Source organism: Pseudomonas endophytica (genome assembly GCF_001411475.1).
Classification (GTDB): domain Bacteria; phylum Pseudomonadota; class Gammaproteobacteria; order Pseudomonadales; family Pseudomonadaceae; genus Aquipseudomonas; species Aquipseudomonas endophytica.
Genome location: NZ_LLWH01000181.1, coordinates 18910 through 32405 on the forward strand (window position 1 = coordinate 18910; position 13496 = coordinate 32405).

At 55.6% G+C, this 13496-nt stretch carries 16 protein-coding genes; 7 read left to right on the forward strand and 9 right to left on the reverse strand.

Annotation, left to right across the window (positions count from 1 at the left end):
* Window positions 1-24: 24 nt before the first annotated feature.
* A complete protein-coding gene (locus tag AQS70_RS15225; protein ID WP_055103599.1) occupies window positions 25-1056 on the forward strand; it encodes a hypothetical protein in 1032 nt (343 codons plus the stop codon).
* A gap of 151 nt (window positions 1057-1207) precedes the next feature.
* On the opposite strand, the gene flgE is transcribed toward AQS70_RS15225, so the two are convergent.
* From flgE to AQS70_RS15255, 6 genes are all read right to left on the reverse strand, one after another.
* Window positions 1208-2536, reverse strand: a complete 1329-nt coding sequence (flgE, locus tag AQS70_RS15230) for a flagellar hook protein FlgE (RefSeq protein ID WP_055103600.1) — start codon at window positions 2534-2536, stop codon at window positions 1208-1210.
* A 20-nt stretch (window positions 2537-2556) separates the two neighbouring features.
* On the reverse strand, window positions 2557-3282 hold the full coding sequence (flgD, locus tag AQS70_RS15235) for a flagellar hook assembly protein FlgD (protein ID WP_055103601.1): 726 nt from the start codon (window positions 3280-3282) through the stop codon (window positions 2557-2559).
* 15 nt (window positions 3283-3297) lie between these two features.
* Window positions 3298-3741, reverse strand: coding sequence for a flagellar basal body rod protein FlgC (flgC, locus tag AQS70_RS15240; protein ID WP_055103602.1), 444 nt, complete (start codon window positions 3739-3741; stop codon window positions 3298-3300).
* Between the two features lie 3 nt (window positions 3742-3744).
* Window positions 3745-4152 carry a flagellar basal body rod protein FlgB gene (flgB, locus tag AQS70_RS15245; protein WP_055103603.1) on the reverse strand — a complete coding sequence of 136 codons (408 nt, stop codon included), beginning with the start codon at window positions 4150-4152 and terminating at the stop codon, window positions 3745-3747.
* 288 nt (window positions 4153-4440) lie between these two features.
* A complete protein-coding gene (gene cheR / locus AQS70_RS15250; RefSeq protein ID WP_055103604.1) occupies window positions 4441-5268 on the reverse strand; it encodes a protein-glutamate O-methyltransferase CheR in 828 nt (275 codons plus the stop codon).
* Between the two features lie 45 nt (window positions 5269-5313).
* Window positions 5314-6246, reverse strand: a complete 933-nt coding sequence (locus AQS70_RS15255; protein WP_055103605.1) for a chemotaxis protein CheV — start codon at window positions 6244-6246, stop codon at window positions 5314-5316.
* Window positions 6247-6320: 74 nt separating this feature from the next.
* Here AQS70_RS15255 and flgA point away from each other — a divergent pair, with 74 nt between their 5' ends.
* The 4 genes from flgA to AQS70_RS15275 all read left to right on the forward strand — a co-directional run bounded on the left by flgA (window position 6321) and on the right by AQS70_RS15275 (window position 8917).
* The gene (gene flgA, locus AQS70_RS15260; protein WP_082428121.1) at window positions 6321-7091 is read left to right on the forward strand and encodes a flagellar basal body P-ring formation chaperone FlgA; all 771 of its coding nucleotides are present in this window, start codon (window positions 6321-6323) and stop codon (window positions 7089-7091) included.
* Window positions 7092-7242: 151 nt separating this feature from the next.
* Window positions 7243-7569 carry a flagellar biosynthesis anti-sigma factor FlgM gene (gene flgM, locus AQS70_RS15265; protein WP_055103607.1) on the forward strand — a complete coding sequence of 109 codons (327 nt, stop codon included), beginning with the start codon at window positions 7243-7245 and terminating at the stop codon, window positions 7567-7569.
* A 53-nt stretch (window positions 7570-7622) separates the two neighbouring features.
* A complete protein-coding gene (locus AQS70_RS15270) occupies window positions 7623-8090 on the forward strand; it encodes a flagella synthesis protein FlgN (RefSeq protein WP_055103608.1) in 468 nt (155 codons plus the stop codon).
* Between the two features lie 83 nt (window positions 8091-8173).
* Window positions 8174-8917 (forward strand): flagellar brake protein, encoded by a 744-nt coding sequence (locus tag AQS70_RS15275; protein ID WP_055103609.1) that lies wholly within the window; start codon window positions 8174-8176, stop codon window positions 8915-8917.
* Between the two features lie 84 nt (window positions 8918-9001).
* Here the strand turns inward: AQS70_RS15275 and AQS70_RS15280 are convergent, their stop codons facing one another.
* Together AQS70_RS15280 and AQS70_RS15285 are read right to left on the reverse strand one after the other, a co-directional pair.
* Window positions 9002-10351 carry an MFS transporter gene (locus tag AQS70_RS15280; RefSeq protein WP_055103610.1) on the reverse strand — a complete coding sequence of 450 codons (1350 nt, stop codon included), beginning with the start codon at window positions 10349-10351 and terminating at the stop codon, window positions 9002-9004.
* A 61-nt stretch (window positions 10352-10412) separates the two neighbouring features.
* Window positions 10413-11654, reverse strand: coding sequence for a glutamine synthetase family protein (locus AQS70_RS15285; RefSeq protein ID WP_187331820.1), 1242 nt, complete (start codon window positions 11652-11654; stop codon window positions 10413-10415).
* A gap of 291 nt (window positions 11655-11945) precedes the next feature.
* Between AQS70_RS15285 and AQS70_RS15290 the strand changes: the two genes are divergently transcribed.
* Window positions 11946-12197, forward strand: a complete 252-nt coding sequence (locus tag AQS70_RS15290; protein WP_055103612.1) for a hypothetical protein — start codon at window positions 11946-11948, stop codon at window positions 12195-12197.
* An 8-nt stretch (window positions 12198-12205) separates the two neighbouring features.
* Here AQS70_RS15290 and AQS70_RS15295 read toward each other — a convergent pair whose 3' ends face one another.
* A complete protein-coding gene (locus AQS70_RS15295) occupies window positions 12206-12967 on the reverse strand; it encodes a FadR/GntR family transcriptional regulator (RefSeq protein WP_055103613.1) in 762 nt (253 codons plus the stop codon).
* Between the two features lie 235 nt (window positions 12968-13202).
* On the opposite strand from AQS70_RS15295, the gene AQS70_RS15300 reads away from it, so the two are divergent.
* Window positions 13203-13496: SDR family NAD(P)-dependent oxidoreductase (locus tag AQS70_RS15300; protein WP_156355169.1), on the forward strand; the 294-nt coding region annotated here is incomplete at its 3' end.

Below are 13496 nucleotides of genomic sequence, written 5' to 3' on the forward strand. Positions count from 1 at the left end.
GCCCACTCTTAAAAGCATGGACGTATGGATTCTTCCCACCTGTTGTACCTGCTCTATGGCGGCAATACCGTTTACCGCCAAGAAGCCAAACTCAGCATTCTGTCTGCACTGCGCGAACAACGCGTACCCGGCAGTTTCACCATCACCTTGATGACCGACGAGCCCGATGCCTTTGAGGGCTGGCCCGTCAATATCATTGCCTTGAGCCACGACACACTTACGCAGTGGAAAGGCGCACACGGCTACACCCATCGACGCAAGGCGTGTGCCATCGCGGCTGGGGCCAAGCTCGCAGACAAAACCATCTTCGTTGACACTGACACGGTGTTTTACAAGGACCCCGCCACGCTGTTTGAACGCGTCAGCGATCAGCAGTATTTAATGGATGAGTTGGAGTGGGCATGGGCCGAAGCCAAGCAACGCCCTGATTATGTGCCGTTCGCCACCGAGCTTGAGGCCAATGGTAAAGCCCCGCATGACAGCCTAAACCTCTACAACAGCGGCATTTGCGGGCTTACTCGAGCCAATGCAGGCTTGCTGGATAACGCCCTAGAACTGATTGATGAGTGGAACGCGCATTACCTGAGGCTGCACACCATTGAACAGATCGCGGTGTCTTTTGCCATGGGCGATGCCACTGTCGTGACTGCCAATGATTGCATCCACCACTACTACTCAAAAAAACGCTATCACCACGCCATGAACCAAGGATTCTTCGACCACCATGGTGAGCAGTACCACGCAGCATTACCCTCGCTTTCAGCCTCGGTGCCGGTTTTTTTCCCCAAGCCCGCCTTGCTCGCCAAAGCCATCGCGCATACCCGCTTAATGACCGTGCCTAAAGCGCTAAAGCCCGCAGCCAGATTGATGATCGAAGGGCAAAAGGTGGTCACCGCTGACTACCTGCGTCGGTATTGTCGCGACGCACTGTGGCTTAGGGCCATCGAGCTGTTACGGCACAAAGAGGCTACGCCTCAGCAGATTCAACAGCTGATCACTACCTACATTGCGCCTTCAGAGCATGCCGACTTCAATGCGCTGCTTAAACCTGTCTGACTTTTCTGATCTTTCTGACCTGTAGCGAGCTTGCTCGCGATCTTTTAAAGATCAAAAGATCGCAGCCTTCGGCAGCTCCTACGGGGGTTTCAGCATTTTTGGAGGCGGTTACGGCCTGCGGGTTGCTTCCACGACCTGTAGGAGCGAGCTATTAGGTCATCTGAATGATGGTCTGCATGATGGTGCTCTGGGTCGAGATGGTTTTAGCGTTCGCTTGGTAGTTGCTCTGCGCTTTGATCAAGTCGACCAGTTCGTTGGTCAGGTTAACGTTGGAGTCTTCCAGCGAGTTGGAAGCAATGGCGCCCAAGGTGCCGGTCTTAGGCACGTCTAAACCGGCCTGCCCCGAGGCGTAGGTTTCTTTCCAAGCAGTGCCGCCCACCGGTTGCAGACCTTGCTCATTGGTGAAGCTGGCCAAAGATATCTGACCAATCGCCCGGCTTTGGTTGTTGCTAAAGTTGGCAAACATCACACCCGAACCATCAATGGTCAGGTTGTTGATGTGGCCAGTGGCGTAGCCGTCTTGGGTGGGTGGGTTACGCGTGGTGTCCGTGTTGTATTGGGTGGTTTTAGCCATATTGATGGCTAACCCTTTTTCGTTGGCCGCAGCACCGTTAGAGCCCCACTGCCCGTTGACGGTAGCGCCTGGCATCCAGTTACTGACCGTTAACGTACTGCTGGCGATAGGCGGCTCTCCCTCAATTGGATTAGGGGTGGTGACACTGACCAGTCCACCGCTCGAATCAAACGACATGGTCGACGCCACTGGCGCTTTAGCGCCCTCTCCCGTAACCGGGCTGCCATCTGGGTTGCGCCCATCAATCAGGGTGTAAGTGTTCCAAGTGTTGGAATCTGTCTTCACCATGTACTGATCCATCGGGTGCGGGTTGCCCTGGGTGTCGTAAATAGTGGTGCTGAATTTTTTGCTATAGGACGAGGTTTCGTTCGGGTCGAACGCGGTAGTGGTCTGGTTTATTACGTCCGAGGTGGAGTTCAGATTAATCGTCGACTCAACGGTGCTGCTGGCTTTAGGTGCTAGGTTCGAGGTGTCGATACGCAGGTCGGTAAGTACGCTGGTATTGATCACGCCGTTGGCGTCCACACCATAGCCTTGCAGGCGCGCCGTGCCATCGGTGTTGGTCACGTAACCGTCTTTGTCAGACTTGAACGTACCGGCACGGGTGTAGCTCAGCGCGCCGTTGTCGCTCAATACGAAAAAGCCGCTGCCCTGAATGCCCATGTCTAACAGATTGCCGGTGTTGTTGATCGCACCTTGGCCAAAATTTTGTGAGACGTTGGCCAAGCTCACGCCGCTGCCAATGGTCTTGCTGCCCACGCCCAACTTGCTGGCCGAATAGACATCCGCGAACTCGGCACGGGAGGCTTTGAAGCCAGTGGTGGCGACGTTGGCGATGTTGTTGCCGGTCACGTCGAGTTGCTTGTTTGCCGCGTACAGGCCGCTAAGGCCGATATTAAATGACATAGGTGTCTCCTTAAGTCGGCTTAGAGGCCAATGGTCTGAACTTTGGACATGCCAATGCTGCCCAGACCTGCGAGGTTGAGCATGATTTCACCGCCGGTCTTGCTCAGGGTCACACTGTTGACCGTGGCGGGCAGGTAAGTGGTGAGTGCGGTAGTACCGGAGGTCGTTTGAGTTGAGGCGGTGAAGATGTAAGAGCCCTTTTCGAGCAACGCCCCATCGGCGTCTTTGCCGTCCCAAGTGAAGTCGACATTGCCGGCTTTTTGCACACCTAAGTCGAGAGTTCTGACCACTTCACCGTCAGCGTCGGTGATGGTGATAGTCGGTTTGGTGTCTGCCTCGTTGACCACGACGGTGCCGTTGAAAGGTTTGGCGCTCGAAGGATCGACGTAGGCTTCGCTGGTTTGTACGATCACCGAGCGCCCGACCAGCGACGAGGCTTGCAATGCCTGCGAAGACTGTAGGCCGCCTGACAAGGAGTTGACGGTATCGTTGAGCGAAGTAATGCCTTCTAGACTACTGAACTGCGCCAACTGCGCGACGAATGCCGTGTTGTCCTGCGGGTCGAGCGGGTTCTGGTTTTTCAGCTGGGTTACCAGCAGCTGCAAGAACGCATCTTTACCCAGCGACTGGCTGCCGGTGACCGCCTTCGACGCCGCCCCGACACTGGTGTCAGTGCTTGTGCTGCGCGCAGAGTTGGCGAGGATCTGATTCAGGGTCAAACCGCTGGTGGAATCGGTCACGCTCATGGGTATCGCCCCTTATCACTGACCGAGGGTCAGGACCTTCTGCATCATGGTTTTAGCGGTGTTCATCATTTCGGCGTTGGTCTGGAACGAACGGCTGGCAGAAATCATGTCAGCCATTTCTTCAACCACGTTGACGTTGGGGTAATACACATACCCTTTAGCGTTCGCAGCCGGATGGTTGGGTTCGTAGCGAGCCTCAAGCTCGGTTTGGTCTTCGACCACCCCCATCACCTGCACACCTTGGCCCGCGGTGTCCTGATTCTGAAACAGCGAGTCGCCGTTAGCGCCCTGCGCACCTTGGAAAAGCGTGGCGAATACCGGATGGCGTGCACGGTAGGTCTGATCGGTGCTCGACGAGACGGTTTCGGCGTTGGCGATGTTACTGGCGACGGTGTTCAGGCGCGTGGTCTGAGCGCTCATGCCACTGCCGGCAATGCTGAAAACACTGGCTAGCGACATAAATTACTCCCCACGAAGGGCTGACATCAGCCCTTTGAATTTGCTGTTGAGCAAGGTGAAGCTGGCTTGAAAGTTGATCGCATTTTCTGCGTAGTTCGACTGTTCAAGCTGCGCATCCACGGTGTTCTGATCAATAGAAGGCTGCATCGACGTGCGGTACAGCAGCGAGTCCGCGTCACCGCTCAGCCCTTGGGCTTGGATATGACGGCTGCTGGTGACGTCCAAGGCAAAAGGGCCATTCTGGTTTTTAGCGCTTTGTGCAGCGAGCACCGACGCAAAATCCATATCCCGCGCTTTATAGTTCGGGGTATCGGCGTTGGCGATATTGTTGGCCAACACTTCGGCGCGTTTGGCGCGAAAGCCCAAGGCTTGCTCATGGATACCGAGCGCTTTATCGAAGCTGATGCTCATGCGAGGACACCTGTCTGGACTGGCCTGAGTCTGTGATTCAGACCTTACATGACAGGAATAGAGCAAACCTCGTGCCAGTTTGCATAGCGCCGGTTTTTAAGGCTTTGCGAGGTGGTAAGGAACGGCAACGGCAGAAAAGCGGCAACGGATTTCCGCTGTCTGCCGCTTTTCTGCCGTCCAATACCCACCACCACCACCCCTGTAGGAGCTGCCGAAGGCTGCGAGCTTTTAAAAATCTCAAGATCAAAAGATCGCAGCCTGCGGCAGCTCCTACGCGATTTGTGGATGCTACTTCGCTTGGTAGATGATCCCAGGGCTGCACTGGACCATCTGGTAATGATCCGGCAAACCGTTTAGCGCTTCAGAGGCACCCAAAAACAAATACCCCCCCGGCTTTAAGGTGCTGTGTATGCGCAGCAAAATGTCTTTTTTCACTTCAGCCGAAAAGTAGATCAATACGTTGCGACAAAACACGACGTCGAATTTGCCGAACCCGGCGTAGCTTTCCAGCAGATTGAAGGCGCGAAACTCCACCCGGCTTTTGATCGGCGCTTTGATCACCCAGCGCCCCGGACCTTTGGGTTCGAAATAACGCTGCAAGCGCTCTTGGGATAAACCGCGGCCAATGGCCAAGCTGTCGTATTCACCGTTTCGGCAAAGCGTAAGCATCGTGCTGGAGAGTTCGGTGGCGACAATTTGCACCCCCATTTTCAAGTGCCCGAGGTTGCTGCGCTCAAACTCATCAATAGCCATCGACAACGAGTACGGCTCTTGCCCCGACGAGCAGGCCGCTGACCAGATGCGCAGGCGCTGGCCGCCATTGGCCTTGATCAGCTCAGGCAAGACTTTGTTCTTCAGCACTTCAAAGGGGTAGGTATCCCGAAACCACAAGGTCTCGTTGGTGGTCATGGCATCAACCACCTGCTCACGCAGACCACTGCGCGGCTGGTTCTGGATCCGCTGAATCAACTCACCCAAGGATTTGATCCCTTGCTGCTCCATCAGTTTATTCAGACGGCTAGAGACAAGGTATTGCTTGTTTTCACCGAGCAAAATGCCACAGGCTTTTTCCAGGAATACCCGGAACTGTTCAAAATCCAAATTAGCCGTCGACAAGTGATCGTGCCTCTAAAAACGTATTGATCGCCAAGGGTATCGCCCCTAGCTGTGATCTGCTGCCTTGATCCGATCAACAACTCGGGATGCCAGGTCATCAGGACGGAATTTAGCCAAAAAGTCATCTGCGCCGACTTTCTTGACCATCGCCTGATTGAAAACCCCAGACAACGAAGTATGCAGAATGATATGTAAATGTTGCATCCGCTGATCGTTACGGATCTCGGCGGTCAAGGTGTAGCCGTCCATTTCCGGCATCTCGATGTCCGAGATCATCATCAGGAACTCCTGCGCAGGGTCCTTGCCTTCATCAACCATTTTGCGCAGGTAGTCCAGCGCCTGACGGCCATCATTGAGCGACACCACCTCAACCCCCACCGATTGCAGGCAACGGGCCACCTGTTTGCGCGCCACTGAGGAGTCATCGACGGTCAGCACCCGCAACGACAACGCCTTGGCCTGGGTTTCGACATCCACCACACCGTGGGAGATCGCTTCGGGCGATGGCGAGACTTCGGCCAGCACTTTTTCAACATCAATGATTTCGACTAACTGATCCTCCAGTTGAGTCACGGCGGTCAAGTAATGATCACGCCCTGCGCCCTTGGGTGGCGGATGAATCGCTTCCCAATTCATGTTGACGATACGCTCCACCGAACGCACCAAAAAGCCCTGCGTTTTGGTGTTGTACTCAGTAATGATCACAAACGGGTTGCTTTGATCTTTCAAAGCGCCCGCGCCAGTGGCCATCGCTAGATCAAGAATCGGGATGGTTGCCCCGCGAATACTCGCTACGCCACACACCACAGGGTGGGACTTAGGCATCACCGTCAACTTGGGGCATTGCAGCACCTCACGGACTTTGAACACGTTGATCCCGTAGAGTTGCGGCCCATCCAAACGAAACAGCAACAGTTCCAGGCGATTTTGCCCGACCAGTTGAGTGCGCTGGTTAACCGCATCCATCACCCCAGCCATACTCAGCTCCTTTAAAAATCGTTAAGTTGGGACACGCTGCCGGTAAACGGCACGGGCTTTGCTTTTTATCTGCCATGAAGCCAAAAACGACAAATTCCTGCCACCGCTCACGCTTCCAGCCTTTGCGCCGTTGCGCGTTGCGCATGCTCGCAGCCGGGTGCTTATTAAGTGTTGGCTCGCCTGCCGGTGCCGACGCATTAACCACGCCTGAACAACTTATCGGCGTGACCCAAGGCTTTCTTGAATTTAGCGTCGAAGACTACCTCGCCACGGGTCACATTGAGGGTCGCTACGAGATTGAGGTCAACCCACTGGACCCGCGCCTACGCCTGGCGCATTGCGACAAAGATTTGACAGCCACCCTGCAAAGCCCCGCCCAGCCCATGGGCCGGGTGACTGTTCGGGTGCGCTGTGAAGGCAGCTCACCGTGGACACTCTATGTGCCAGCGCAGGTTAAGTTGTTCCGCGATGTGGTGACGGTGGCGCATCCCCTTAAGCGTGGGACAGTGATCGACTACCCCGATGTGACCTTACGCGAGCGTGATGTCAGCTCGATCAATCAGGGTTACATCACGGCTGTCGAATTGGTGGTCGGGCAAAAACTGTTGCGCCCGGTGGTCACCGATCAGGTATTGACCCTCACCTATTTGGAACAGGCGGCGGCTGTGCGCAAAGGCGATCAAGTGATCATCACCGCCCGCAGCGGCACATTAAGTGTCAAAATGCCCGGCGAAGCGCTGTCCGACGGTGGCCTCAGCGAGCAAATCCGGGTAAAAAACCTGAACTCAAATCGGGTAATAAAAGCACGGGTGACGTCACCGGGGCAGGTAGAAGCAGCCATGTAGAGCCACAGCGGCCTGATTTTCATGGCGCCTTCACTGAGTATTGATGCCGATCAATACTCCAATGCGTGAAGCGATGATGAATCGGGTCTAAAGTTTTCTTGGGGATGGCCGAAAACATGGCAAGCGTCCAAATACCCAGAGGTTATTCGTGATGGTTATTGACTTTAGTCGTCTTAACAGCGCGCCGCCCTTAACCGGCAGTACGCGCAGCAATGCCAACCAGGAAGCAGGCTCGGCCACGCAAGCGGCCGCTGCAACCAAAAGCACTGAACAATCCAGCGCTGCTCCCAGCGGTGAGTCAGTCCACCTGAGCCCACAAGCTCAACAGTTGCAGAAAGTCAGCGATTCGCTGCGCGATCAACCCGTGGTTGATAAAGAGCGTGTGGCCGCGTTGAAACAAGCGATTGCTGATGGCAGTTACACGGTCGATAGCCAAAAAATCGCCAGCAAACTGCTAAATATCGAAGCTGAGCGCTAGACCCACAGAGGGCCGGTGCCAGGCTTTTGGACGCCTAATTCCTAGAGCCAGACATGCACGACGAGAATTTGCTGCAACTGATCAATGACGACCTGGCACCTGCTAAGCAACTGCTGAGCCTGTTGCAGGAAGAATCTGTCGCCCTTAAAGGGCGCGATATGACGACGCTAGAAAACATTCTGGCGCGCAAACATTCATTGGTTATTTTGCTTGAGCAGCATGGCCGCAAGCGCAGTGAAATCTTGGCCAGCCTCGGTCTGCAGACCAATCGCAGCGGCCTCGAAAGCCTTGCCAGCCACTCAAGCGTGGGCGATCAGTTGCTCAGCCGCAGTGAGCAGTTGAACCAGTCGCTGGCTCAGTGCCAAGCCGCCAATCAGTCCAATGGCCAGTTAATACAGAGCCAACAGGCGATTACGGCTAATCAGCTGCGCATCCTCCACGGTGGCGAAACTCCCTCCTTGTATGACGCACGTGGCACCACGTCGCTCCTCAATAAACACCGCGCTTACAGCCAAGCCTGAGGCTGTACTATCTAGACACGCAACATGCTGGCAGAATGCCTTGTTTTTGCGTGTTGTTGTTTTCGTCTGGAGATTGAAGAGTCGTGTTTGATGCCCAAGATGCTCCGCAGCCGCCTAAGGTTCTGACGACGCCGTTGGAAATCGCCTCAAACTTGCGGATGCTGCAAGAGAGCCATGACCCGCTGATCATCACCTTCAACGACCGTACTGAGCGCTATCAGAGCTACATGGTCGATGTGGATCGCGACAACAACCACATCACCTTGGACGAAATGATCCCGCGCAACGGTGAGCGTTTTCTTGAGGCGGGCATCCCTTACCGGGTCGAGGGTTTTCACGACGGCGTGCGCATTGCCTGGGAGAGCAACACCCTCCTGACTATTGACGACACTGGCCCGCACCGGTGTTATCACAGCGCCCTGCCCAAAGAAGTGATCTACCACCAACGCCGAAATGCGTTTCGCGCAGCACTCAAACTCGCGCATCTGGTGGACGTGGAAGTCGCGGGTGAAAAACTCACAAAACTGATTAAAGGCAAATTGCTCGACGTGTCCGCGACCGGCTGCAAACTGCGCTTCGAGGGCGACATCAGCGAGCAGATTCAGTTAGGCCAAGTGTATGAACGCTTTAACGCCGCCCTGCCCTTCGGTCACATGATCACCGCGGTCGAGTTGCGTCATTTGCATTTTGAAGAGCGGCTTAACATCACCTTTGCCGGCATGCGCTTTCACAACATCAGCGGTGCGGTTCAGCGCCAAGTTGAACGATTTGTCTACCAATTGCAGCGCGAGGCGCGGCGATTTGACAAAGATGATGACTATTTCTGAGTTGAGTATCAGGGCATATCCCCTGTAGGAGCTGCCGCAGGCTGCGATCTTTTGATCTTAAAAAAGACCGCAGCCAACGAGGCCCTATGGCTTAGTGTCAGCCTGAGGACCGCCAAACTCCGGCGCGATTTCAGGTTCAAGCTCAGGCTCTGGCTCATCGCTTGGCTCTGTGCCTTCCATCATCTGATCTTGCACCACTTGTTCATCAACCCGCGGGTCGAGTGCGGCGACCAGTGGCGAACTCGACATGCTGTCAGGCATGGCAACGTGTTGCAGCGGTGCGTCGTCCACTTGGTGCAGGTTAGTGACCGCGTTCGGACGAATACGCCAGACCAAGATCAAGCTGGTCACGCTGAAAAAAGCATAGAGCATCTGGCTACCCAATACTTTCATCAGTACCCCAGCCAACAACGGCCCGATGCTGGCGCCAATACCGTAGGTCACCAGCAGCATGGCCGTGAGTGAAACCCGGCGCTCACCTTCGATGTGGTCGTTGGCAAAGGCTACCGCCAGCGGGTAGATGCAAAATTGCAGCAGCGCACACAAGAAGCCCGCCACGAATAGGATCTCTACAGGCACATGCGGGAAGATCGCCAGCGGCAGTGCAGCCACGCCCAACAGCAAGGCAAAGATACGAATCAATAACGGTCGGTCGTAGCGGTCTGACAACCAGCCTAACGGCCATTGCGCCAACAACCCGGCAAAAATGCAGCAGCCCATGTACAAACCAACCAACTCGGTCGATAGCCCTTGCTGTGATGCGTAAAGCGGCGCCAAACCATAAAACGCGCCAATCAACAGGCCCGCGCCCATGATCGCGATCAACGATTGTGGCACCCGCTTAATGAAGAACTTCGGGTCCATCGGCGCTGGTCGTAATGGCGCCGGGTGAATACGCCGGGTCATTGCCACTGGCACCAAGCACAAGGCAAAACACATCGCCACCAGCATCAGCAGTTCAGGCCCCAACTCCGGGTGTACCACTAGAATCAGTTGCCCGAGTACCAGCCCCAAGTACGAGGCGATCATGTACAGGCTGAAGACCACCCCGCGCTGTTTGGCGTCGGCCTGTTCATTGAGCCAGCTCTCGATGACCATGTATTGGCACATCATGCCAAGGCCGACGAGCAAACGCAGAAACAGCCAAACAGGCAGTAAGTCAGTCATACCGTGGCACAGCACAGCTGCACCGACGATCCCGGCGCAGGTGGCATAGGCCCGGATGTGGCCCACGCGGGCAATCAGCCGATGGCCCAACTTGCCGCCCAGCACCAGACCAAAATAGTTGGCCGCCATCAAGGCGCCCACCCATAAGCCGTCGACCTGATCCTCTGCCAAACGCAAAGCCAGGTAAGTACTCAATAAACCCGAGCCGATCAACATCATCAGCGAGGCAAAATATAACGCTCGAAACGACTTCCAGATTTGATGCATTGGCTTTCCGTGCGGCTCCTTGTGCAGGTATCGGCGATCAGTACGCGCCAGCTACCAAAGATTAGGCCTGAACCGCCAAAAAGCGACGTTCCCAGGGGGTTATTTCGTTCATAAAACTGGTTAGCTCCAGTGTCTTGGACGCGCAATAGCCTTCGATGAATTCATGGCCGAACAGTTCCTTGGCCAGTTCACTGCGTTTTAGACGCTCAAGGGCGGCATGTAAGGTACAGGGCAAGATCAATGCGTCTGGCACCTCAAACGCGCCCTGCATCGCAGCGCTCGGTTCGAGCTGATGTTGGATGCCATGCAGGCCCGCCGCTAGACTCGCGGCAATCGCCAGATAGGGGTTGGCGTCGGCGCCCGGCAAACGGTTTTCAACCCGTCGCGCCTCAGGCCCGCTGGCCGGGATTCGTAACCCGGCGTTGCGATTATCCAACGACCAACACGCGTTGTTCGGTGACGCATAGGGATGGCAAAGCCGCTGATAAGAATTGACGTTAGGCGCAAACAGCGCCGTGAAGTCAGCCATACACGCCTGTTGCCCACCGATAAAGTGGCGAAAGAAGGCCGTTGGCTGCCCCGCCTCATCGCTGAATACATTCCGCCCGCTGCCCACCTCGACCACGCTTTGGTGAATATGCATTGAGCTGCCTGCGGTATGTGCCAGCGGTTTGGCCATGCACACCACCGTCAGCCCATGCTTGAGCCCAACCTCTTTAAGCAGGTGTTTAAACAGCAGCGTTTGGTCGGCAAGCAGCAGCGGATCATCATGCAGTAAGTTGATTTCAAACTGGCTCACGCCCATCTCGTGCATGAAGGTGTCTCGCGGTAACCCCAAGGCAGCCATGCACGCATACACGTCATTGAAAAACGGCCGTAGACCGTTATTGGAACTGATACTGAACGCCGAGAAACCTTCTTCGCGCCGACCGTCCAAGCCCACCGGTGGACGAAACGGCTGGGTTGGGTCGGGGTTAGGGGCAAAGACGAAGAACTCAAGCTCAGTCGCCACCACAGGCGCCAGGCTAAGGGCGGCGTAACGGTCGATGACGGTTTTCAACAGACTGCGGGTTGATAACGGTGAGCGGGCGCCCGTCAGCTCAACTGCATCGCAAATCGTCAGCGCCCGTGGCGTATCACTCCAAGGCAACCGGTATAGATGTGCAGGGTCTGGCACCAACGCTAGATCACTGTCATCACCGCCGTAGAAACGCGCCTCAGGGTAGCCACCCATCACGCATTGCAGCATCACGCCACGGGCCATTTGTAAGCGTCGTCCTTCAAGAAAGCCAGCGCAGGTCATGACCTTGCCGCGTGGGACGCCATTCAGATCAGGGGTAATGCATTCAACTTCATCAATACCCGCTAATCGCTGTGCGATAGAGCCGTGACCATCGGTCGTCATGACGCGTTCCTTGAGTGTAGTAATGGCCGCGAGCGGCAAGCTGCACAAAATACGCAGCACGCGACCCACAATTCAAGCCGTGGCTAGGCGAGCAACCACGGCCCCCTGTAGATCGCAGGCCCCGACGTGAGATACATTGAAACAGCAAGTTACCCCAACAACAGTCCATTAACTTACTAAGGGTGCCACTTGAATAAAAATCAAAAATTACGAACCTTCGACCTGATCCGTGAAGCGGTACTGCCCGCGTACCGCGACCGTGTAGATGACTACCTAAGCCTCTACGAAGAGGCCTTGCAGCAAGAGAAAATCGCTACTCAACAACAGCAAGCCATGGCGAATCAACTCAAGGGCTACCTGTGTGGCCTGAACACCACCCGCGTGCTCGGCATGGCGGACTGGGAAGAACTCGACCGCCGCGTGACCGAGTCTTGGCTGTAGCTCGAGGCTTATTGAGCGTTACGGCTGAAGATGCGAATCACTTCATCCAAGTGCTCGGCCATCGCCTGACGCGCCGCATGCGGATCATGTTGTTCCAGTGCGAGCAACACGCGTCGGTGTTCGTCCTCCGAACGATGCGGCATGTCATTTGAGGTGTAGTGGCTTTGCAGCCGCACAAACATGCTGCCGTAACGATGCCCCAACAGGTGCTGGATCATCAGCGCGTAGGCCGGGTTGTCTGACGCTTGCGCAATGCGGATATGGAACAGCCGATCGCCGGGGTGAGTGTGTGAGCCCTCACGGTTGTCTTGCACGTTGCGCTCGAACGCTTCGCGAATACCAGCCAACTCTTCATCGCTGGCATTGAGTGCTGCCAGGGCGGCAGCTTCGGGCTCAATCAAGCGCCGCGCCTGAAGTAACGCAAAGGGTGGGATCTCGGCGCTAAAGTCCACTTCAATGCCCAACTCCGGGTCCAGCTCTTTCCACTGATCACGCGCAGCCTGCGCCATCACCGGCTCATTTGACACCGCCTGCAAGGGCGGGTCGCAGACCAACACCCCGTTGCCGACCCGCACGTCCACCAAGCCGATGACTTCCAGCGCAATCATCGCTTCGCGTACCGAAGCCCGACTCACGCCTAGCAACTTGGCCAACTCGCGCTCGGCGGGCAAACGGCTGCCGGGAGGGAATTCACCGCTGTCGATCAACGCCCGTAGCTGGTCCGCGATCTGTCGATAAAGTCTCTGGTTATCAATAACTTGGAATGGCATCGTAGATTTAACTCGGGTGATTGCAGCCACTCTGCGAGTGCTTTTGAAAAAAAGTCACTTGTTGAAGCTTGAGGTGCATGCTACAAAAGGTTCAATGGCCTGACCATTGAATGGATAACGTACAGCGATCATAGCTAAAAATGTTTTCCAGCGCTGAGTCGATTTGCCAATTGTCACGCCCCTAATGGCCTGACCATTAGTCCAAAAATAACAATGACATCGTTACGGAGTACCTATGGATCTTTCCGGCAAACGCGTGCTGATCACCGCAGCAGCCCAAGGTATTGGCCTAGCCAGTGTTCAGGCCTATCTCGCCGCGGGCGCAGAGGTCTTCGCTGCAGACATTAACGCCAGCGCTCTGGACGCCCTGGAAGGCACGCACAACATTCTGTTGGACGTGACGAATGCCCAAGCCATTGAACAGTTGGCCAATGAGCTTGGCCCGTTGGATGTGCTGTTCCACTGCGCAGGCGTGGTCCACCGCGGCACTATCTTGGCGTGCAGTGCATACGATTGGGCATTCGCCCTC

Bases quoted from the DNA above. Each gene is read 5' to 3' on its own strand.
- AQS70_RS15225 (WP_055103599.1), top strand. From the start codon at position 25: ATGGATTCTTCCCACCTGTTGTACCTGCTCTATGGCGGCAATACCGTT.
- flgE (WP_055103600.1), bottom strand. From the start codon at position 2,536: ATGTCATTTAATATCGGCCTTAGCGGCCTGTACGCGGCAAACAAGCAA.
- flgD (WP_055103601.1), bottom strand. From the start codon at position 3,282: ATGAGCGTGACCGATTCCACCAGCGGTTTGACCCTGAATCAGATCCTC.
- flgC (WP_055103602.1), bottom strand. From the start codon at position 3,741: ATGTCGCTAGCCAGTGTTTTCAGCATTGCCGGCAGTGGCATGAGCGCT.
- flgB (WP_055103603.1), bottom strand. From the start codon at position 4,152: ATGAGCATCAGCTTCGATAAAGCGCTCGGTATCCATGAGCAAGCCTTG.
- AQS70_RS15255 (WP_055103605.1), bottom strand. From the start codon at position 6,246: ATGGCTGGGGTGATGGATGCGGTTAACCAGCGCACTCAACTGGTCGGG.
- flgA (WP_082428121.1), top strand. From the start codon at position 6,321: ATGAAGCCAAAAACGACAAATTCCTGCCACCGCTCACGCTTCCAGCCT.
- flgM (WP_055103607.1), top strand. From the start codon at position 7,243: ATGGTTATTGACTTTAGTCGTCTTAACAGCGCGCCGCCCTTAACCGGC.
- AQS70_RS15270 (WP_055103608.1), top strand. From the start codon at position 7,623: ATGCACGACGAGAATTTGCTGCAACTGATCAATGACGACCTGGCACCT.
- AQS70_RS15280 (WP_055103610.1), bottom strand. From the start codon at position 10,351: ATGCATCAAATCTGGAAGTCGTTTCGAGCGTTATATTTTGCCTCGCTG.
- AQS70_RS15285 (WP_187331820.1), bottom strand. From the start codon at position 11,654: ATGACCTGCGCTGGCTTTCTTGAAGGACGACGCTTACAAATGGCCCGT.
- AQS70_RS15295 (WP_055103613.1), bottom strand. From the start codon at position 12,967: ATGCCATTCCAAGTTATTGATAACCAGAGACTTTATCGACAGATCGCG.